Genomic DNA, 18,658 nt, shown 5'->3' on the forward strand with positions numbered 1-18,658 from the left:
GGGCCGCACCGATGAACCTGTTCAGATTCGTGGCGCGGCTCGCCGCTCCTCTCGCAGCCGCCGCGACGCTCGCGGTCTCGCCCGCCGTGGCGGAGGAGGCGAAGGAGCAGTATTTTCCGCTCCTCACCTACAGGGTCGGCGCCTACGCCTCGAGCGGCATTCCGGGCTGGGGCGGCATCATCGACTACTTCCGCTACGTCAACGAGGTCGAAGGCGGCATCAACGGGGTCAAGCTGTTCTGGGACGAGTGCGAGACCGAATGGTCGGTGGAGAAGGGCGTCGAGTGCTACGAGCGCGTGAAGGGCGGCAAGAACGGCTCGCCCGTGCCGATCTTCCTGCCGCATGGCGACCCGATCTCGAAGGCGCTGACCGAGAAGTCGGTCGCGGACAAGCTGCCGCTGATCACCACCGGCTATGGCCGCACCGAGGCGATCGACGGCCGGGTCTTTCCCTACAGCTTCACCGTGATGTTCAGCTTCTGGAGCGAAGCGTCGTCGGTGGTGAACTACATCGCGGAGCAGGTCGGCGGTAAGGACAAGCTCAAGGGCCTGAAGATCGCGACGGTCTACCACGACAGTCCCTACGGCAAGGAGACCCAGGCGCCGCTCGAGCTGCTGGCGAAGACCTATGGTTTCGAGAACATCCAGATCCCGGTGCCGCATCCCGGCAACGACCAGTCGGCGCAATGGGCGCGCATACGCCAGATCAAGCCCGACTGGGTGTTCCTGCGCGGCTGGGGCGTGATGACCCCGGTCGCGATCAAGACCGCGGCCAAGACGGGCTTTCCCGTCGACCACATCATCGGCGGCATCTGGTCGGGCTCGGAGGAGGACGTCCGCCCGGCAGGCGTGGTCGGCAAAGGCTATCTCGCCGTGACGCCGTTCCCGGCCGGGCAGGACTTCGAGATCCTGAAGAAGATCAGGGCCGAGATCGTCGACAAGGGCAAGAGCGACCTCAAGGACCTGAAGAGTTTCGGATCGGTTTACTACAACTTCGGCGTGATCGAGGCGATCATCTCGGTTGAGGCGATCCGGACCGCGCAGAAGAAGTTCGGCGTGCGTCCCATCAACGGTGAAGAAGGCCAGTGGGGCCTCGAACACTTGGTTCTCGACGAGACCAGACTGAAGGAGATCGGTGCGGAAGGGCTGGTGCAGCCTCTGAAGCTCTCGGCCAAGGATCACGAGGGCGGCGGGTCGGGCAAGGTCCTGCAGTGGGACGGCCAGAAGTGGAACGTGGTCAGCAAGGGCTGGGTCGCCTCGGACCGCGACCTGCTGCTGCCGCTGATCTACGAGCGGGCGGCCGCCTACGCCAAGGAGAAGGGGATCACGCCCCGGTCCGACGGCGCCACGAATTGAGCGCAGCGCTCGCGATGATCATGGAGCCCAAGCGATGAGTGAGCAGCCGATACTGGAGGTCGACGGGATCGAGGTCGTCTATGACGACGCGATCCTCGCGGTGCGCGGCGTTTCGCTGACGGTGCCGGAGGGCGGCGTCGTCGCTTTGCTCGGCGCGAACGGCGCCGGCAAGACCACGACGCTCAAGGCGATCTCAAATCTTCTGGCGTCGGAGGGCGGCCGCGTGCGGCGGGGCGTCGTGCGCTGGCGGGGCGAGGACACGGCGCGGCTCGGCCCCGTCGATCTCGTCGAGCGCGGGCTGGTGCAGGTGCTGGAAGGTCGAAGGGTGTTCCCGCAGCTCACCGTCGAGGACAATCTGCTGACCGGCGGCTACCTGCGACGGCCGAGCCGCAGGCGGCTCGCGGACGATCTCGAGCGCGTCTATGGCTGGTTCCCAAGGCTGAAGACCAAGCGCGCGACGCGTGCCGGGCTGACCTCCGGCGGCGAGCAGCAGATGGTCGCGATCGGCCGCGCGCTGATGACTAGGCCGAGCCTCGTCCTGCTCGACGAGCCTTCGATGGGGCTCGCCCCGATCATCGTGCAGGAGATCTTCGAGATCATCCGGAAGCTGCACGAGGACGAGGGAGTGAGCTTCCTGCTCGCCGAGCAGAACGCCAACCTGGCGTTGCGCTACGCCGACCGCGCCTATGTGCTGGAGAACGGCGGGGTGGCGGCGTCAGGCGGGGCCAAGGAGATACTCGGCGATCTCGAGGCGCTCTACCTCGGCGGCGACGTCCGCTCCGAAGAGACGACCCGGGTTCCGGCCTGAGCCGGAACCCGGACGGAGACTGTCAGGCCGCGCCGGGCAGCCAGAGGAAGGGCGGCTCCGTGCGGTTCACGGCGTAGTCGCCGACCACGCGCTCCTTGTAGATAAGAGGGTTGTGGGTCGCGACCGTGCGGGCGTTGCGCCAGTATCGGTCGAGCGCCTTGCCCTGCGCGAGCGACGAGGCGCCGAGCGCGTTGAACAGGATCGTGGTCGCCTCCAGCACAAGCTTCGCGATCACGATCTGGCCCTGCGACGACTCGATTTCGGCTTCGATGTTCAACCGTGCTTCCGCCTCCGCGTCGCCGGCCGCCGCCGCCTCGTAGACCCGCTGCACGGCGTCGGCCACCTTCAGCGCCACCGCGACGGCGGCGTAAGCGAGGCTGTGCACCTGGCCGACCACCTGCAGGACCTGAGGGTCCTCCCGCGAGATGCGGCCGTTGGCGTGGGAGTAGGTGCGGTTGCGCTCGCGAACCAGCTTCGCGACGTCGTTCGCGGCCGCCCGACCAATGCCGGTCAGCGTGATGAGATGCGAGAGCTGGTAGTAGGCGGTCTGGTACTTGAACCTGAGATCGGCCGGCTGCACCGCGTCCGGCTCCAGATGCACGTCGGCGAAGCGCGACGTGCCGCTCGCGGTCAGCTTCTGTCCGAACCCGTCCCAATCGTCGAACTGCGAAACGCCGGCCGCATCAGCCGGCACGATCGCGGTGACGAACTCGTCCTCCCCGCGGACCGCCACGACGTCGAGATAGTCGGCGAGCAGCGATCCGGTGCTGTAGAACTTCTCGCCGTTCAGAACCCACCCCGAGCCGTTCGGCGTCACGCGGGCGGCGAAGGTGCCGGCCTTGGCCTCGCTCCTCTCGGTAAAGGCGTTGCCGACCGTCGCGCCGTCGAGGAAGCGCTGGATCCAGGCCCTCCGCCAGGCGCTGTCGGGCTGGTACAGCACGTTGTCGACGAAGCCGAAATGGCCGCGCAGGGCCTGCGGCAGGTTGGAATCGGCTTCAGCGAGCTCGATCAGCAGCGCCGTCGTCTCCTGCCATGTCGCGCCAGGGCCGCCATGCTCGGCCGGCACGCGCAGCGCGCCGAAGCGGGCCTCCTTCAGCCAGCGGATGGGTTCGTAGGGCAGCGTACGCTCGATCTCGCGCTGGACGGCGCCGTCGCGGATGCGCGCGAAGATCGGGCGGAACGGCGCGGCGAGCGCCTCGTATCGAGCGCTCGGGCTTGCGCCCCAGACGCCGGCGGCTTCAGTCATCATTCAACTCCATGGATAGTCGGTCGCGAGCGAGCGCGCGTCACGCGACCTTGGCCTGCGGGCCGAAAGCGCCGCGGTAGCGCGTCGCGGGATGGCGTTCGTTCAGCCTCGGCCCGCTGCCTTCGAACAGGCGCTCGCGATAGGTGCCGGGGCCGTACTCCTTCTGCGCGAGGCCGCGCGCCTGCAGCACCGGCGTGACATGTTCGATGAACTCAACGAAGGAGCCGGGGGTCGTCTGGTAGATGACGTTGACGCCGTCGACCCCGGCCGCCTGCCAGCGGGCGAGCTCGTCCGCGATGCTCTCCGGCGTGCCGACGATGCGGGTGTTGTAGGCGTAAGCCCGGCCGAGATCGGCGACGGTCGCCCGCTTGCCCGGATTGGCCTCCTCGAAGAAGCGGACGAGGCCCTGCACGCCCGGTATGTCGAGTTCGTCGACCGGCTGTTCGGGCCCGAGCAACCCGAGATCGACGCCGAGATCGCGGCTGATGTGGGCGAGCAGTCCATCCGTGCTGCGATATTCGTCGAGGTCGCGGGCCTTGCGCCGCGCCTCCTCCTCGGTGCTGCCGATCACGAAGGAGAGGCCCTGAATGAATTTGAGATCGCCCGGATCGCGCCCGGCGGCCGCGACCTGGCTCCGCACTTCGGTCACCAGTCTGTGCGCGCCCTCCGGGCTTAGGCTGGTGATGAAGGTCGCTTCGGCGTTGCGGGCGGCGAAGGCGCGTCCGGCGCGCGAGGATCCGGCCTGGAACAGCACCGGCGTCCGCTGGGGCGAGGGCTGTGAGAGATGGGGCCCGAGCACGCGGTAGCGCTCGCCCTTGTGGTGGATGCGGTGCACCTTCCCGGGATCGGCGTAGATCCCTCGCTCCTTGTCGACGATCAGCGCGTCCTCGTCCCAGGACCCCTCCCAGAGCTTGTAGACGACGTCCACGTACTCGTCCGCCCAGCGGTAGCGCTCGTCGTGCGGCACGATGCGGTCGAAGCCGTAGTTCTGCGCGGCGTTGTGACTGACGCTGGTGACGATGTTCCAGCCGACGCGGCCCTTGCTGAGATGATCGAGCGTCGAAACCTTGCGGGCGAAGTTGAAGGGATGCTCCTGAAGGATCGAGCTGGTGAAGGTCAGGCCGAGGTTCTCGGTCGCGCCGATAAGCGCCGTGATCAGCGCGCCGGAATCGTTGATCGGGATCTGGACCGCCTCCTCGAGATAGGTGTTCCAGCTCGCCTGGTAGGCGGGATCGACGCCGATGACGTCGGCCACGAACAGCGAGTCGAAACGCCCTTTCTCCAGCAGCTTCGCCAGATCGACCCACGGCGCGAGATCGTTGAATTCGGTCTGCCGCGTGTCCGGCCGCCGCCAGAGACCGTGGTAGACATGCGAGACGGCGTTCATCGAGAAGCCGTTGAAGATCAGCCTTTTGGCCACGACGGTCTCCTTACTTTACGACGGCGGAGAAGATCCGCTCACGGCTGACGAGAACGGCCGCGATGACGACCGCGCCCTTGACGATCATCTGCGAGTACTGCGTGACGCCCATCAGGTTGAGGCCGTTGTCGATGATGGCGATGATCAGCACGCCGATCAGCGTGCGGTGCGGCCCGCCGACGCCGCCGGCGAGCGACGTGCCGCCGACGACGATCGCGGCGAGGCTGTTGAGCAGGAGCTCCTGGCCGATCGATGGGCCGGCGGCTCCGAGCCGCGCGACCATCAGGATCGCGCCGACGCCGGTGAGCAGCCCGGCGAGCGTGAAGGCGTAGACCTTGTAGCGGCGCACCGGCACGCCGGCGGTCCGGGCCACCGTCTCGCCGCCGCCGATCAGATACATGTAGCGGCCGAAGCGGGTGCGTCTCGCGACGAACACGACGGCCGCCCAGGCGACCAGCGCGCAGAGCGCGATGTTCGGCAGCCGCGGGATGAGCTGGCCGATCGCGATCTCCTCGAAGCCCGGGAGATCGAACTGGATGGCGCGCCCCTGCAGGATCTGCAGCGCGAGACCGCTGAAGATCGACAGCGTGCCAAGCGTCGCCACGAAGGACGGGATGCGGCCGAAGGCGTAGATCAGCCCGTTGATCAGGCCGAGCGCCGCGCCGATGCCGGCGGCTGCGAAGAACACCGCCCCGCCGATCGCGGTGTTGTTGAGGATTTGTACGCTCGCCGCCGCAACGAACAGCACGATCGCGCCGACCGACAGGTCGATGCTTCCCATCAGGATCACGAAGGTGCCGCCGAGGCAGACGATGAGCAGCGCTCCGGCCTGGCCGCTCACGGCCGTGAAGTTGCGCATCGTCGCGAAGCTGTCGGTCGCGAACGAGAAGAACGCGATCAGCCCAAGCACCACCGCGATCGGCAGCCAGAGGCTCTTGTCGATCGTGGGCCAAGCGGGCAGGCGGCGTTCCGCGGGTCTGACGAGGTGGTCTGCGTCGGCGGTCATGGAATCGTCTCCCGAGCGGGCGAGGAGGTGGAAGGAGAGGCGGCGCCGGTCGGGAGATCGGGGCGATCGCTCTGCGGCAGCATGAGCGCGACGATTTCGCGCTCGGTCGGCTTCGCGTCAGCGGGCGCGGGGACTTCCGCCACCAGGCGTCCGCGCTGAAGGATGAGGATGCGGTTCGACAGGCCGATCAGCTCGAGCAGCTCGTCGGTGATCAGCAGGACGCCGACGCCGGTCTCGGCGAGCTCCCGGATCAGCCGGTAGATCTCTTCCTTCGCGCCGGCGTCGACGCCGCGGGTCGGGTTGTCGAGCACCAGCACGCTCGGGTTCCGGCAGAGCCAGCGCGCGAGCACCGCTTTCTGCTGGTTGCCGCCGGAGAGACGGGACGCCCTGACGTTCGCCGCGGCCGAGCGGATCGCAAGGCTGCGGACGTAACGCTCCGTCGTCTCGACCTCCCGGCCTCGCCTCCAGAGGCCGAGCGCGTTCGAGAACAGGTCGCCGCCGCTCGCGAGCGACACGTTCCAGGCGACGCTCGCGGAGGCGATCATGCCTTCCGCGAGACGCTCGGCCGGCACGTAGCCGAGGCCCTGCCGCACGAAGCGGCCGATGTCGGGCGCGCCCGCGGACCCGCCGTTGAGCGCGACCTCGCCCGCGGCCGGAGGATCGACGCCGGCGACCGCCTTGCCCAGCGCGCTTTTGCCAGAGTCGAGCAGCCCGCCGATTCCGACGACCTCTCCCTTCCGGACCACGAGGTCGATGGGCTCGAACGCGCCTGGCTGGTAGAGGCCGACCGCGGAGAGCACGGGCTCCGCGCCCTTCGCGATCACCCGCTGGCGGCGCTCGTAATAGAAATCCGCCGCGCGCTCTCGTCCGACCATCAGGCCGTGAAGCTCGGACTCCGTGGTGTTCGCCGGCTCCAGCTCGGCGACCAGCCGGCCGTCCTTGAGGACGTAGATCAGGTCGGAGAGAGCAAGCACCTCGGTGAGACGGTGCGAGACGAACAGCAGCGAGCCGCGCGTCTTGATCCTGGCGACGAGCCGGAAGAACGCCTCCTCGTCGCGCCGGTCGAGCGCGGACGTCGGCTCGTCGAGCAACACGAAGGGCTGCGTGACGAGGCCGAGATGGAGACCTGCGAGGCAGGCGCGCGCGATCTCGATCGACTGGCGCTTGGAGAAGTCGTAGTCGCCGGTGCGGCGTCGCACGTCGACGTCGACGCCGGCCTCCTCCACGATCGCTTCGGCGACCGCGATCATCGCCTTGCGGTCGAGGAACTGCCCGGCCCGCGCGAAGCGGGCGTCCTGTCCGAGAAGCAGGTTCTCGTAGACCGGCACGTTCAGGATCAGCGACTGCTCCTGGAACACCCGCGAGACGCCGAGGCTTGCCGCTGCGCCATAATCCGTCGGAGCGTAGGTCGCGCCGTGCAGGCGCATGACGCCGGAATCCGGCGCGGCGACGCCGCTCAGGATGTTGAACAGCGTCGATTTCCCGGCGCCGTTCTCTCCGACGAAGGTCACCACCTTGTTGCGCGGCACCACGAAGCCGACGTCGTCGAGCACGCGGTTGGGCCCGTAGCTCTTCGAAAGCGCCTGCGCCTCGAACACGGGAGAAGGCCGCTGGAGGGCGGTGCGGTCGCTCATGGCCGGCCCGTCCTCACGCCTTGCGATTCGGAGAGGGACCGTCGAACTTGATCTTGTTCGCGGCTGCGTATTCCGCCTTCACCGCGTCGAACTCGCCGTTCGCTTTGGCCTCGGCATAGGCCTTGGGGGGCGCCCAGCCTTCCGGCTTCGGATAGCCGCGCCAATGGCGCTCGAGATCGATCGGGTAGAGATCCGCCTGCGGGTCCCAGGCGTCGCCGCCCGCGACATGCGAAAGCCGGCGGTAGTCGAAGGGCTCGACGCCTTTGTCGTCGACGTAGCGATCGATGTACGGGTCGACATTGTCCTTCGTGACGGTCAGCGCCCGCCAGTAGAGCTGGCGTTCGGCTGCGCGGGGCTTCCAGCCGTGGGTGACGTCGTAGATGCGCGCAGCGAACAGCGCGCCGGTGTAGACCGGGCTGTTGCCGCTGGTCGCGGTCTGCAGGCCGCGCTTGATCGCCTGCGCGCCGAGCGAGGTGCCGTCCGCTCCGCCGATGAAGACGTCCTGCCCAGGCTTGATCCCGGCGTTGCGCAACGCGGCGAGCGCGCCCTGCGCCTCGTCGTCGTTCTGGGTGATGATGCCGACGACGTTCTTGTTGCGGGACAGCAGATCCTCGGTCGCCCGCAGCGATTCCTCGCGCAGCCACTTGCCGGGAAGCTGGTCGACCAGCTTCGTCTTTGGGAAGTCCTTGAAGGCGTCGTCGCGCCCGCGGTTGCGCGCGGCCTCGCACCAGTTGCCCGGCGTGCCGGTGAGCGCGACGACGTCGCCGCCGCCGAACGATTCAGTTACGGCCTTGAGCACCTCGGCCGTCACCCGGCGGTGGGCGTCGTCCTCCTCCGGCACGGCGTAGAGCGTGTAATAGTCGCCGGCTTCGAACGGCGTGTACCAGGCCACGCTGTCCCAGACCGCGCCGAAATAGGTCTTGGTGTCCTCGGCGATCTGGGAGACGCGCTTCAGCGCGCTGCCGTCGAGGATGTTGAAGAAGCCGCCCGCGGCCTGCGTGGTGGTGAGCTGCTCGAACTGGTTGAGCTGGCGGGTGCTGTCGATCTGGCCGTCGAGAAAGACGTAGTTGAGGCCGAGCGCCTTGGATGCGGCCTCAGCGCCCTTGCTGACCAACTGGTTGTATTCCGTGCTGGCGCTCCAGGCGAGATAGGCGATCTTGCCTGAGGGATCAGCGACCGCGACGCTTGGAAGGCCGAGCGCCGCCGCGCCGACGCTCGCCGCCGCGCCCGCGGAGGCGAGCGCTAGGAAGTCGCGACGCGACACCCCGTGGGTGTCGAGCCGCCCCATGTAATCGTCGACGACCTTGCGGTTCTCGAAGTCAGGCAGAGTGCGTGGATCCAGCCGCTTGGCCATTTGAAGAGCTCTTGGTCTCGAGGGGAGGAGGAGAGAAGACGGTTCGCGTCACGCCTTGCGCTGAGGCGAGGGGCCGTCGAACTTGATCTTGTAGCGGGCGGCGTATTCGGCCTTCACGGCCTCGGCTTCGCCGTTCGACCAGGCGTCGGCGTAAGGTTTTGGCGCGGTCCAGCCCGTCGGTCGGGGGATGCCTTCCCAGTGCTTCTCGATGTCGAGCGGGTAGAGCTCGACCTGCGGATCCCAGTCTTCGGGATGAAGAACACGCGAAAGCTTACGGTAATCGAACGGATCGACGCCGTTATTGTCGACGAAGCGTTCGATGTAGCCGGCGACGTTCTCCTTGGTGGCCGTCAGCGAGCGCCAGTTCAGCAGCCGTTCGGAGGCCTTCGGCGTCCAGCCGTGGGTGACGTCATAGATGCGCGCGGCGAACAGGCCGGCGACATAGGCCGGACTGTTCGCGCTGGTCGCGAGTTGATGGCCCTGCGCGATCGATTTCGCGCCGAGCGCCGTGCCGTCGGCGCCGACCACGAAGACGTCCTCGCCCGGCTTCAGCCCCGCCGCGCGGATCGCGCCGAGCGCGCCCTGCGCCACGTCGTCGTTCTGGGCGACGACGCCGACGACGTTCCTGTTGCGGGTGAGGAGATCCTCGGTCGCCTTGAGCGCGTCCTCACGGTTCCATTTGCCGGGCAATTCGCCGACGAGCCGAGTTTTCGGAAAGTCCTTGAAAGCGTCGTCGCGGCCGCGGCTGCGGGCGATGTCTGTCCAGTTTCCGGGCAGGCCGGTGACGCCGATCACGTCGCCGCCGCCATGCGTTTCCGTGATCGTCTTCAGAAGCTCGACGGTGACGCCGCGATGGGCTGCGAACTCCTCCGGCACGGCGTAGAGCGTGTAGTAGTCGCCGGCCTCGAACGGCGTAAACCACGACAAGGTGTCCCAGACGTTGGCGACGTAGATCTGGTTCTGCTGCGCGACCTGGGCGATGCGCTTGATGGAGGCGCCGTCGGCGAGGTTGAACACTGCCGACTGCACGCCTGCCGCCGATTGCTGCTCGAACTGGCTGAGCTGGAGCTGACTATCGAACTGCCCGTCGAGCACGGCGTAGTCGAGGCCGAACGCCTTGGTGACGCCTTCGAACGCCTTGTCGGCGATGAGGTTGTATTCGTTGCGGTAGAACGCCGTGAGGAAGGCGAGTTTTCCCGACGGGGCGGCGACGGCGACGTTCGACAGACCGCAGGTCGCCGCCGCCGCCGCCGCTACGACGCCTGCGGAGACGAGGGACAGGAAATCCCGTCGCGACGCGCCGTGCGTGTCGAGCCTGTCCATGTGGCGGTCGATCACGCGGACGTCGCTGAAGTCGGGGTAGGCTCTCGGATCGATGCGCTTGGGCATGTCGCTCCCCACGCGATGGGTCGGCTTCGGGCTGAGACAGGCGAACGAAGGCCACTTCCGCCGACGATCCGGCTGTCGCCGGGGTCGGATGAACGCAATTCGTCGCTGTCCGTGAGGTCTGGGCGTCGGCGCCGCGCTGGCTTTACGGCCGTGCGGCGCCGTCCGAGCTAGTGCGCATAACTCGGCCGGTCGAAGAACTGATCGTCCGGAACCACGCTGAGCGCGATTGTCAACCGGTTTGCGTAGTTGAAGAAGGCCGAGATCTCGAGGATCTCCGCGATCGCTTCTGTCGAAAACTCGAAATTCCTCAGTCGGAGCAGATCAGCCTCGCCGATGGACGTCGCGTCGCGGGTCAGGCGGTCGACGACTTCGGCGATCGCCTGCTCGCGCGGAGACAGCCTGACGTGGTGATAGCCCTGAGCGATCCGCTGGGCGCGCACCGAGTCTCCCAGCGCCGCGGCGAGCGCCTGCGTGTGGTTGAAGACGCAGTAACTGCAGTGGTTTGCGGCGGAGGTCACCACCGCGACGAGCTCGCGCTCGACGGCGGTGAGATGGCTGCGGGCCGGATCGAACAGGTGCCGGTAGAACGCCACGAGGCGATAGGCGGTGTCGGGGTTGATCGAAAGCGCCGCGAGCCAGTTCGGCACGAAGCCATACTGTCTGCGGAAGTCTTCATAGAGCTGCTTCACATGCGGCGGCAGCGACGCTTCGTCGGGCAGGCCGAGGCGCGAGATCGGCTCGGGCGCCTCCGCCGCGGGCGCGGAGAGGGCTGGAGCCGGGGCTGTTCTGAGGGCGGCGGTCGACATCGGGTCTGCTCCTGCCTGTTCGGGTCTAGCGGTCGAAGTACTTCTCGTCCGGCCAGACGCCGAGCGAGATGAAGATGCGGTTGGTGTGGTTGAACCAGGAGGCGGTCTCGATCGCCTCCAGTATCTCTGCGTCGCTCAGCCCGACCGCCCTGAGGCGGTCGAACGCGCGCGGTTCGACCGATTTCGGGTCGGTGGTCACGCTGGTCGCGAGATCGACGAGCGCCTGCTCCCGGGCGCTGAGCGGGGCGAGATGCGGGTCGAGAGCGATGCGGCGCGCCTTCTCATCGTCGCCGAGGGCCGAAGCGAGCGCGTTGACGTGGTGAATTTCGCAAAGGCCGCAGCCGTTGATCGCCGAGACGATGACGGCGATCAACTCCCGCTCCTGAAGCGGCAGTAAGCTCCCCTCAGTCGCGAACAGGCTTCCGAAATAGCCGGCGAACCGCTTCGCCGTCGCGCCGTTCACAGAGAGAGCCGCGATCCAGTTTTCACGGTGGTTCGCCTCGTAGAGCGCGCGCACGTCGCCGTCGAGCGTATCAGCGGGCGGCGGCGGGAGCCGTGAGATGGCCGCCGCCGCGGTAGCGGCGTGGGAGACGGAAGAAAGAGCGGGCATGGACTGAACCTTGCGACGTCAGCGGCGGCTATTCCGCCGCCTGTGCGACAGGCGGGAACACGCCGAGATGGATCTGGCCGATGAGATCGTGGGTGGCGTCAGTGTTCGGCGGATGGAACGGGCCGGATCGGACGTCGCGGCTTAACCGTTCGAGCTCGGCGCGCTTGGAGAGCGAACTCGCGCCGGCCACCTTGGTCGCGCGGTCGACCACCCTCCGCGCGCCGTCGACCGCATGCTGCTTGGCTCCGAGCAGCTTCGTCGGCCACAGCAAGCCGTGGTCTTCGCCCCTGACCCATTCGTCGGCCACTTGCGAAAGATAGGCCCAGATGCTGTCGAGCTCGATCGAAGCCTTGGCGATCTCGGTCTGCGTCTGGGGGTGGTGGGCGTAGGTGCGTCCGTTCAGTGCGGGCGAGATCCGCCGCTTCGCGCCCTCGACGGCGAGGTCGAAGGCGCGGCGGGCGACGCCGTAGTAGACCGCGCCGATCGGCAGGACCGCCGACGAGATGATCCCGTCGATGAACGGATCAGCGGGCGGACCCGCGGGCAGCACGCGGGCGACATGCCGGCCCGGCGCGATGACGCCTTCGAGTACGGTGTCGTCGCTCTTCGTCGCGCGGACCCCGTGGGCGTCCCAGGTCTCTTCCGTGCGGTGGCCAGGATCCTGCCTGCGGATGAAGGCGTGAACGATGCGCGGATTCGCCGGGTCGCTCGAATCCAGGCCGTGAACGCCGAGCCAATCCCAGACCGGGGACAGCGAGGTGAAGATCTTACGTCCATGGAAGCTGTAGGCGCCGTCCGCCAATGGTTCGGCGGCGACGGAGGAGCCGGCGAGGCCAAGATCGTTTCCCGGTTCGCCATGTCCGGCGGCGAAGATCTTGCCGGCGACGGCCTCCTCCAGAATCCAGTCGATGGAATGATCGCCCCGGCGCCAGAGATAGGCGGCGGTCCCCACCCAATAGAGATGCATATTCACGGCGAGCGCCGTCGCCGGGGCGTGGTAGGCGAGGCGAGCCTGCTCGTGCAGAAGTTGCGGCAGGGTGAGGCCCCCTCCGCCGAACTCGACCGGGGCCGCCGCTTTCAGATAGCCCGCGGCGCGCAGGTCATCGAGATCTTCGTGGAAGAACCGGTTCTGCCGGTCGAACTCCGCCGCGCGGTCATGGACCGCCGCGAGGAGATCGTCGCTCAACGATATCCGGTTCGTTGCGACGGCGGACGGCGCGATGCTGATTTTGCTGTGCAGTCCCATGGGCCATTCGATCTCTTGGCGATCGTGACGCTGCGTCAGGCGCGGCAAAGCCAACAAAATATAGATTCTATCGAATGTCCAGAATGATATTCGTGGTTCGACCTCGCCCGTGTCAGCGGAAGGGTGTTTTTTCGTAGAGTCCGAGCTATTTAGCCGCGACGAGCGGCCGCAGCGCGAACCGCCGCGATTGCCGCCTCAGGCGGTCATTGCGCAAGATCGGCGCTCCACGCCCGCGCTGCTTCCGCCATCTCCAGGCGCTGGTCGCGGCTTTGGGTCGGATCTGGATGGACTATTTCAGCGCCAACCCAGAGCCGGCGCGACTTGCTCCAAAATGACCTCGATCACATGGGCGTTGTATGCGACGCCCAACTGGTTCGGGACGGTGAGGAGCAGCGTGTCGGCCTCCGCGATAGCCTCGTCCGCCTTCAGCTCCTCCACGAGCTTGTCGGGTTCGGCTGCATAGGACCGGCCGAAGATCGCGCGCATGTTGTCGATGACGCCGACCTGGTCGTCGCCGTCCCCGCGTCCAAAATAGGCGCGGTCCCGGTCGTCCACGAGCGCGAAGATCGAACGCGAGACCGACACACGCGGGGTTCGCGCATGCCCGGCGTCCTTCCAGGCGTCGCGGTAGAGGCGGATCTGCCGCGCCTGCTGCACGTGAAACGGCTCGCCGCTCTCGTCCTTCTTCAGGGTCGAGCTTTGCAGGTTCATGCCCTGCTTCGCCGCCCAGACGGCCGTGTCGTTCGACGCCGATCCCCACCAGATGCGGCTGCGCAGGCCGGCCGAATGCGGCTCGATGCGAAGCAGTCCCGGAGGGTTCGGGAACATCGGACGCGGATTAGGCTCGGCGAAGCCTTCCCCGTTCAGCACGTTCAGGAAGACTTCGGCGTGACGGCGACCCATGTCGGCGTCGCTCTCGCCGTCCGCCGGCGCATAGCCGAAATGCCGCCAACCCTCGATCACCTGCTCGGGCGAGCCGCGGCTGACGCCGAGCTGCAGCCGGCCTCCGGCGATCAGGTCCGCCGCGCCCGCGTCCTCGGCCATATAGAGCGGGTTCTCGTACCGCATGTCGATGACGCCGGTTCCGACCTCGATGCGGCTCGTCTTCGCGCCGACCGCCGCGAGAAGCGGAAATGGCGAGGCGAGCTGCCGCGCGAAGTGGTGGACCCGGAAGTAAGCGCCATCGGCGCCGAGCTCCTCGGCCGCCACGGCGAGGTCTATCGACTGCAGCAGCGCGTCGCCGGCTGAGCGGGTCTGCGAGTGCGCGGCGGGCGACCAGTGGCCGAACGAAAGGAAGCCGATCTTCTTCATGGGGTCTACTCTACGGGATCTGACGACCGGGTCCGGCCCTGGACGAGGACGCGTCCGATCTATTTCAGCGGGGCAGGGGCTTGGCATGCACGTGGCGAGACTACGCCCGCCACCCCGAAAGGCGGACGCGGAGTTGGTGGACGTCAGGCGGCTTTCAGCCCTCCGCGTCGCTGAGCGCGGCCTCGAGCGCCTTCTCGCGCACGCCGGGTCCGGCCATGACCCTTTCCGCCGAAGATTCCGCGTCCGGTCCCGACGCGGCGAGATGCGCGGCCGAAAGATGCGCGAGAGGAGCCGTGGCGAGATCGCGGCGCACGATTTCGACTTCCGGCGTGTCTTCTGCGAGGCGCTGGACCATCGCCGCGGAAACGGCGCGGCTGACTGAATCTCCGCCGAGAATGCCGGCGTCGACATGAAGGAGTTTCACAGGGGTCTCGGTATCTGTTTGTAACCGAGGACCTATAAGTTACTTGCCCAGCCTAGGCGCAAGGAGGCACATTTTTGAAACGCACGAACACCGATGTTCCCAGCTTCGGCTATACGGGCGCGGAATCGCACGACTGCCGGATGGTGAATTCCGTCCTTGCACGCATCGGCGACAAGTGGAGCGTGCTGGTGGTGATGTTCCTCGCCGACGGCTCGAAGCGCTTCAACGAGCTCAAGCGGCTGATCGGCGGGGTGTCCCAGCGCATGCTGACGCTGACGCTGCGTGGCCTCGAACGCGACGGGCTCGTCACGCGGACCGTGACGCCCAGCATTCCGCCACGGGTCGACTACGAGCTCACCGATCTCGGCCGCTCGCTGCAGAAGCATGCCGTCGCGCTCGCCGGCTGGGCGAACGAAAACCAGTCAGCGATCGAACGTGCGCGGACAAGGTTCGACAGCGAGCGCAAACAAACATCCTGAGCTTCATCGCCGTTCTCGTTTCCTTGCATGCGAGAGACGGCGACTCCCGATCTTGGGCGCAGCTTTGCGGGGCCCGCGGGTTGGATGTCCCCCTTGTCGCCGAGCACCCAAGAGCCTCGTGGATGCCCGGCAGTCTGTCGGTCGTCAGCTCCAGGCGTGGAGCGGCGGGTTCACCCCGTTCAGCGCGTGATTGCCGACGATCGCGTACTTCCAGCGTACGGGATCGTGCAGCGTGTGGGTTCGGGCGTTGCGCCAAAGACGATCGAGGTTGTGCTCGGCGAGCGTCGAGCGCGCGCCCGAGAGCTCGAACAGCTTGTTCGTCGCCGCGATGGCGATCTCGGTCGAGAGCACCTTGGCCTCGGCCGTCGCGATCTGGGCCTGGGCGACCGTCTCGGCCGTCGGATTCTCGACCGCTTGGTCGATCGCGCGTCCGGCCCGCTCCTGCAGCGCCTGCGCGGCGTGGAGCCGGATGGTGAGATCCCCGATCGCCTGTATCGTGTAGGGGTCGTCGGATGCGCGCTCGACCCCGCTGTCCACCCAGGCGCGGGACTTCGTGTTGACGAAGTCGATCGTCTCCGCGATGGCCGCGGACGCGATGCCCGTGTCGACCGCGACCTGGATGATCTGGAAGATCGCGCCGTCCGCGGTCGGACGCTCGTAGCCCTTGTAGCCGGGGACGAGGTGGGTCTTCGGCACCTTGACGTTGTCGAGGATCACCGTGCCCGAGAGCGTGGTCTTCTGGCCGAACGCCGACCAGTCGTCGATCACCGTCAGGCCCGGTGCGTCGCGTTCGGCGATCGCGTACCAGGCGCGGCCCTGGTCATCGAGCGCGACGATCGGCACGAGGTGCGCGAGGATGGCGCCCGACGAGTAGAACTTGCGTCCGTTGACGACGACGTGGTCGCCCGCCTCGGTGAACGTCGTTTCGAAATCCGCCGCGCGTTTCGACTTGAACTCGGAGAATGCGTTTCCGAAGCGCACGCCCTTCAACGCCTCGCCGAACAGCAGCTTCTGCTGCTCCGGGTCCGAGACCGTGCGGATCGCCGCGATCACGCCAAGGTGGTTCTGCGCGATCTGGCCGATCGACGAGTCCGCGGCCGAGATGATCTCGATGACCCTTGCGAGGGTGGCGTAGGAGACCTCCGGCCCGCCGAACGCCTTCGGCACGTTGATCGACCACAGCCCGCTCTGGGAGAAGGCGTCGAGCTCCGCGGTCGGCCAGATGCGCCTCGCGTCCCGTTCGGACGATCCGGGGGCGAACGCGGCCGCCAGCCGCTCGGCGACCGCGATCGCCTCGGCGTCGTCCTTGATCACGTGGGCGGGCGTGGACGACCGCTGGGGTCCGGGCACGCTTTTGGGGGCGTCGTCGACGACTGCGAGACGGGGCTGGGCGCCGGATGTGCTCATGGGTTTGTTTCCTGTCAAAGAGATATTGTGACGGTCAGGCCACGCGGGTCTCGATGGACGGCGCACGGCCGAGGTAGAACGCCTTGACGTCGCCGCGCGCCGCGAGCGCCTTGGCGTCGCCCTCAAGCGCGGTGCGGCCGTTTTCCAGCACCACGGCGCGGTCTGCGTGGCGCAGCGCGATCGCGGCGTTCTGCTCTGCCACCAGGATCGCGAGTCCGCTCTCTGTCGTGAGCCGCTTGAGGGCGCGGAAGATGTGCTCGACGACGAGCGGCGCGAGCCCCATGGACGGCTCGTCGAGCAGCAGCACGCGGGGCCGGCTCGCCAGCGCCCGGCCGATCGCGACCATCTGCTGCTCGCCGCCCGAGACCAGGCCCGCGGGACTGCGTCGGACCTCCGTGAGCCGCGGGAACAACGCATAGATCTTATCGAGATCCTCGCGCTGTTCCGCGCGCGTCGAGCTTCTCCCGAGCGCACCGGTGATGAGGTTCTCCTCGACGGTGAGCGAGCGGAAGCAGCGCCGGCCCTCCGGCGCGAGCACCAGCCCGCGCCGGACCAGCCGATGGACCGGCTGGTGGGTGACGTCCTCGCCCTCGAACGAGATGCGCCCGGCCGTCACCGCCCCGCGATCGACCGGCAGGAGGTTTGCAGCGGCCTTCAGCGTGGTGGTCTTGCCGGCGCCGTTCGCTCCGATCAGCGCGACGAACGCGCCGGCCGGGACAGCGACGCTCACGCCCGAAAGCGCGCGGATCGCGCCGCCATAGGAGACTTCGACGGCGTCGAGTTCGAGCAGAGGGCCGCTCGTCATTCCGCGCTCGCCTTGCGGACGGAGTCGGCGGCCTCTTCCCTGGCGCAGTCGCGCGGCTCGATCTTGTGCTCGACGGCGTACTGGGCCGCGGACTTTTCGATGATCGGCCGCAGCAGCTTCCAGTCCGGTGCGATCCAGTCCGAGACGACCTTCCACTTCTGCCCGTCCCACTGCTGGAACGTGACGCGCCCGTCGCCCTCGTGGTTGGCGCAGGTGACGTTGATCGAGTGGAACAGGCCCTTGGCCCCCAGCGCGGCCACCCGAGCTTCGTCGAGCCGGAGGTTCTCGAAGCCCCAGCGGACCTCGTCGCCCGTCAGCGTGCGCTTGCCGAACTTGGCTTGCGCGATCCGGATCGCCTCGACGTTCAGGATGCCGTTGACGATGCCGAGGTTGTGGTAGACGGAGCCGATGCGGGCCTTGTCCTGCAGGTTGCCCTTATTCGCGTCGTAGACCGTCTTGATGATCTCCTGCACCACCGGGTAGTCCGCGCCCGAGGCCTGCGTGGTGATCGCGACGTAGCCCTTGGCCGCGTCGCCCGCGGGGCGCACGTCCTCCTCGGAGTTCGACCAGACGTTGCCGACGATGTGGTCGGCCGGGAAGCCAGTCTTCTGAGCAGTCTTCAGGGCGACGGGGTTCATTACCCCCCAGCCGCGCAGCACCACGTAGTCGGGCTTGGCGCGGCGGATGGTCAGCCACTGCGCCTGCTGCTCGTTGCCGGGATGCGGCACCTCGATCTGCTGGACTTCGAACCCGAACTGCTTGGCCAGCAGATCGTAGATCGGGATCGTCTCCTTGCCGTAGGGCGAGCCGTGGTAGAGCACCACGATCTTCTTGCCCTTCAGCTTCTCGATCCCGCCCTCGCGGCCGGCGAGATAGTTCACGATGCCGGAGGTCTCGCTGTAGGGGTTGAGAAGCAGCGGGAAGACATAAGGGAAGACGCGGCCGTCGGTGGAGTCGGTGCGGCCGTGGTTGATGGTGATGAGCGGGACCTTGTCCTTGGTGATCCGGTCGATCATCGCGTAAGCGATGCCGACCGAGAGCGGGTTCCAGGCGGCCACGCCCGGGTTGTTCTTCAGCCGCTCGTAGACCTCGACGCCTCGCTCGACCTCGTACTGGGTCTCGCCCTCGCTCCAGGTCAGCTTCACCCCGTTCACGCCGCCGTCGCGGGTGTTGATGAGGTTCAGGTAGTCGATGAAGCCGCCGAAGAAGCCGGTTCCGCCGGCGGCATAGGGGCCCACGCGGTAGCTCTGGAGCGGAAAATACTGCTCGTCGGCAAGCGCCGCGGCCGAAGTCAGCGCTACGCTCGCGACGGCGGCTGCGCGAAGCCAGTGCTTGATGGTCATGGAAGTTCCCCCGGT

The 18,658-nt window shown here is 67.4% G+C and carries 17 protein-coding genes; 3 read left to right on the top strand and 14 right to left on the bottom strand.

Translation table 11 applies throughout. The features are described from left to right. The first annotated feature begins 11 nt into the window (after positions 1-11). Both PKE75_RS17195 and PKE75_RS17200 read left to right on the top strand, forming a co-directional pair. A complete protein-coding gene (locus PKE75_RS17195; protein ID WP_271169977.1) occupies positions 12-1,355 on the top strand; it encodes an ABC transporter substrate-binding protein in 1,344 nt (447 codons plus the stop codon). A gap of 34 nt (positions 1,356-1,389) precedes the next feature. Next, positions 1,390-2,163 (top strand): ABC transporter ATP-binding protein, encoded by a 774-nt coding sequence (locus PKE75_RS17200; RefSeq protein WP_271169978.1) that lies wholly within the window; start codon positions 1,390-1,392, stop codon positions 2,161-2,163. A 22-nt stretch (positions 2,164-2,185) separates the two neighbouring features. Here the strand turns inward: PKE75_RS17200 and PKE75_RS17205 are convergent, their stop codons facing one another. The 11 genes from PKE75_RS17205 to PKE75_RS17255 all read right to left on the bottom strand — a co-directional run bounded on the left by PKE75_RS17205 (position 2,186) and on the right by PKE75_RS17255 (position 14,609). Next, positions 2,186-3,409 carry an acyl-CoA dehydrogenase family protein gene (locus PKE75_RS17205; RefSeq protein ID WP_271169979.1) on the bottom strand — a complete coding sequence of 408 codons (1,224 nt, stop codon included), beginning with the start codon at positions 3,407-3,409 and terminating at the stop codon, positions 2,186-2,188. 40 nt (positions 3,410-3,449) lie between these two features. Next, positions 3,450-4,829, bottom strand: coding sequence for an LLM class flavin-dependent oxidoreductase (locus tag PKE75_RS17210; RefSeq protein ID WP_271169980.1), 1,380 nt, complete (start codon positions 4,827-4,829; stop codon positions 3,450-3,452). A gap of 10 nt (positions 4,830-4,839) precedes the next feature. Continuing rightward, the gene (locus tag PKE75_RS17215) at positions 4,840-5,835 is read right to left on the bottom strand and encodes an ABC transporter permease (protein WP_271169981.1); all 996 of its coding nucleotides are present in this window, start codon (positions 5,833-5,835) and stop codon (positions 4,840-4,842) included. Further along, positions 5,832-7,469: a sugar ABC transporter ATP-binding protein gene (locus tag PKE75_RS17220; protein WP_271169982.1), complete on the bottom strand. Its 1,638-nt coding sequence runs from the start codon at positions 7,467-7,469 to the stop codon at positions 5,832-5,834. Before PKE75_RS17220 ends, PKE75_RS17215 begins: the two co-directional genes overlap by 4 nt. 13 nt (positions 7,470-7,482) lie before the next feature. Then, positions 7,483-8,823, bottom strand: a complete 1,341-nt coding sequence (locus PKE75_RS17225) for a sugar ABC transporter substrate-binding protein (protein WP_271169983.1) — start codon at positions 8,821-8,823, stop codon at positions 7,483-7,485. Positions 8,824-8,871: 48 nt separating this feature from the next. Beyond that, complete coding sequence (locus PKE75_RS17230) at positions 8,872-10,212, bottom strand: sugar ABC transporter substrate-binding protein (RefSeq protein ID WP_271169984.1); 1,341 nt, start codon at positions 10,210-10,212, stop codon at positions 8,872-8,874. 167 nt (positions 10,213-10,379) lie between these two features. After that, entirely contained in the window at positions 10,380-11,018 is a 639-nt protein-coding gene (locus tag PKE75_RS17235; RefSeq protein ID WP_271169985.1) for a peroxidase-related enzyme, read from the bottom strand. A gap of 25 nt (positions 11,019-11,043) precedes the next feature. Next, entirely contained in the window at positions 11,044-11,628 is a 585-nt protein-coding gene (locus PKE75_RS17240) for a peroxidase-related enzyme (protein WP_271169986.1), read from the bottom strand. A 28-nt stretch (positions 11,629-11,656) separates the two neighbouring features. After that, positions 11,657-12,814 carry an acyl-CoA dehydrogenase family protein gene (locus tag PKE75_RS17245; protein WP_271169987.1) on the bottom strand — a complete coding sequence of 386 codons (1,158 nt, stop codon included), beginning with the start codon at positions 12,812-12,814 and terminating at the stop codon, positions 11,657-11,659. Positions 12,815-13,168: 354 nt separating this feature from the next. After that, positions 13,169-14,185: an LLM class flavin-dependent oxidoreductase gene (locus PKE75_RS17250; RefSeq protein ID WP_271169988.1), complete on the bottom strand. Its 1,017-nt coding sequence runs from the start codon at positions 14,183-14,185 to the stop codon at positions 13,169-13,171. Positions 14,186-14,339: 154 nt separating this feature from the next. Continuing rightward, positions 14,340-14,609 carry an NAD(P)H-dependent oxidoreductase gene (locus PKE75_RS17255; protein ID WP_271169989.1) on the bottom strand — a complete coding sequence of 90 codons (270 nt, stop codon included), beginning with the start codon at positions 14,607-14,609 and terminating at the stop codon, positions 14,340-14,342. Between the two features lie 74 nt (positions 14,610-14,683). On the opposite strand from PKE75_RS17255, the gene PKE75_RS17260 reads away from it, so the two are divergent. Next, entirely contained in the window at positions 14,684-15,088 is a 405-nt protein-coding gene (locus PKE75_RS17260; protein WP_271169990.1) for a winged helix-turn-helix transcriptional regulator, read from the top strand. A 144-nt stretch (positions 15,089-15,232) separates the two neighbouring features. On the opposite strand, the gene PKE75_RS17265 is transcribed toward PKE75_RS17260, so the two are convergent. From PKE75_RS17265 to PKE75_RS17275, 3 genes are read right to left on the bottom strand one after another with little or no spacing between them, the layout of a single operon-like run. Continuing rightward, positions 15,233-16,495, bottom strand: coding sequence for an SfnB family sulfur acquisition oxidoreductase (locus PKE75_RS17265; RefSeq protein ID WP_271169991.1), 1,263 nt, complete (start codon positions 16,493-16,495; stop codon positions 15,233-15,235). 34 nt (positions 16,496-16,529) lie between these two features. Then, positions 16,530-17,300, bottom strand: a complete 771-nt coding sequence (locus PKE75_RS17270) for an ABC transporter ATP-binding protein (RefSeq protein ID WP_271169992.1) — start codon at positions 17,298-17,300, stop codon at positions 16,530-16,532. Then, entirely contained in the window at positions 17,297-18,643 is a 1,347-nt protein-coding gene (locus PKE75_RS17275; RefSeq protein WP_271169993.1) for an ABC transporter substrate-binding protein, read from the bottom strand. Before PKE75_RS17275 ends, PKE75_RS17270 begins: the two co-directional genes overlap by 4 nt. Positions 18,644-18,658: the final 15 nt, after the last annotated feature.

The organism is Hansschlegelia plantiphila (assembly GCF_027922265.1).
Lineage (GTDB): Bacteria > Pseudomonadota > Alphaproteobacteria > Rhizobiales > Methylopilaceae > Methylopila > Methylopila plantiphila.

Coding starts and splice junctions, on each gene's coding strand:
- PKE75_RS17225 (WP_271169983.1), bottom strand. CDS start 8,823: ATGGCCAAGCGGCTGGATCCACGCACTCTGCCTGACTTCGAGAACCGC.
- PKE75_RS17265 (WP_271169991.1), bottom strand. CDS start 16,495: ATGAGCACATCCGGCGCCCAGCCCCGTCTCGCAGTCGTCGACGACGCC.
- PKE75_RS17235 (WP_271169985.1), bottom strand. CDS start 11,018: ATGTCGACCGCCGCCCTCAGAACAGCCCCGGCTCCAGCCCTCTCCGCG.
- PKE75_RS17270 (WP_271169992.1), bottom strand. CDS start 17,300: ATGACGAGCGGCCCTCTGCTCGAACTCGACGCCGTCGAAGTCTCCTAT.
- PKE75_RS17195 (WP_271169977.1), top strand. CDS start 12: ATGAACCTGTTCAGATTCGTGGCGCGGCTCGCCGCTCCTCTCGCAGCC.
- PKE75_RS17205 (WP_271169979.1), bottom strand. CDS start 3,409: ATGACTGAAGCCGCCGGCGTCTGGGGCGCAAGCCCGAGCGCTCGATAC.
- PKE75_RS17275 (WP_271169993.1), bottom strand. CDS start 18,643: ATGACCATCAAGCACTGGCTTCGCGCAGCCGCCGTCGCGAGCGTAGCG.
- PKE75_RS17230 (WP_271169984.1), bottom strand. CDS start 10,212: ATGCCCAAGCGCATCGATCCGAGAGCCTACCCCGACTTCAGCGACGTC.
- PKE75_RS17215 (WP_271169981.1), bottom strand. CDS start 5,835: ATGACCGCCGACGCAGACCACCTCGTCAGACCCGCGGAACGCCGCCTG.
- PKE75_RS17220 (WP_271169982.1), bottom strand. CDS start 7,469: ATGAGCGACCGCACCGCCCTCCAGCGGCCTTCTCCCGTGTTCGAGGCG.
- PKE75_RS17240 (WP_271169986.1), bottom strand. CDS start 11,628: ATGCCCGCTCTTTCTTCCGTCTCCCACGCCGCTACCGCGGCGGCGGCC.
- PKE75_RS17200 (WP_271169978.1), top strand. CDS start 1,390: ATGAGTGAGCAGCCGATACTGGAGGTCGACGGGATCGAGGTCGTCTAT.
- PKE75_RS17250 (WP_271169988.1), bottom strand. CDS start 14,185: ATGAAGAAGATCGGCTTCCTTTCGTTCGGCCACTGGTCGCCCGCCGCG.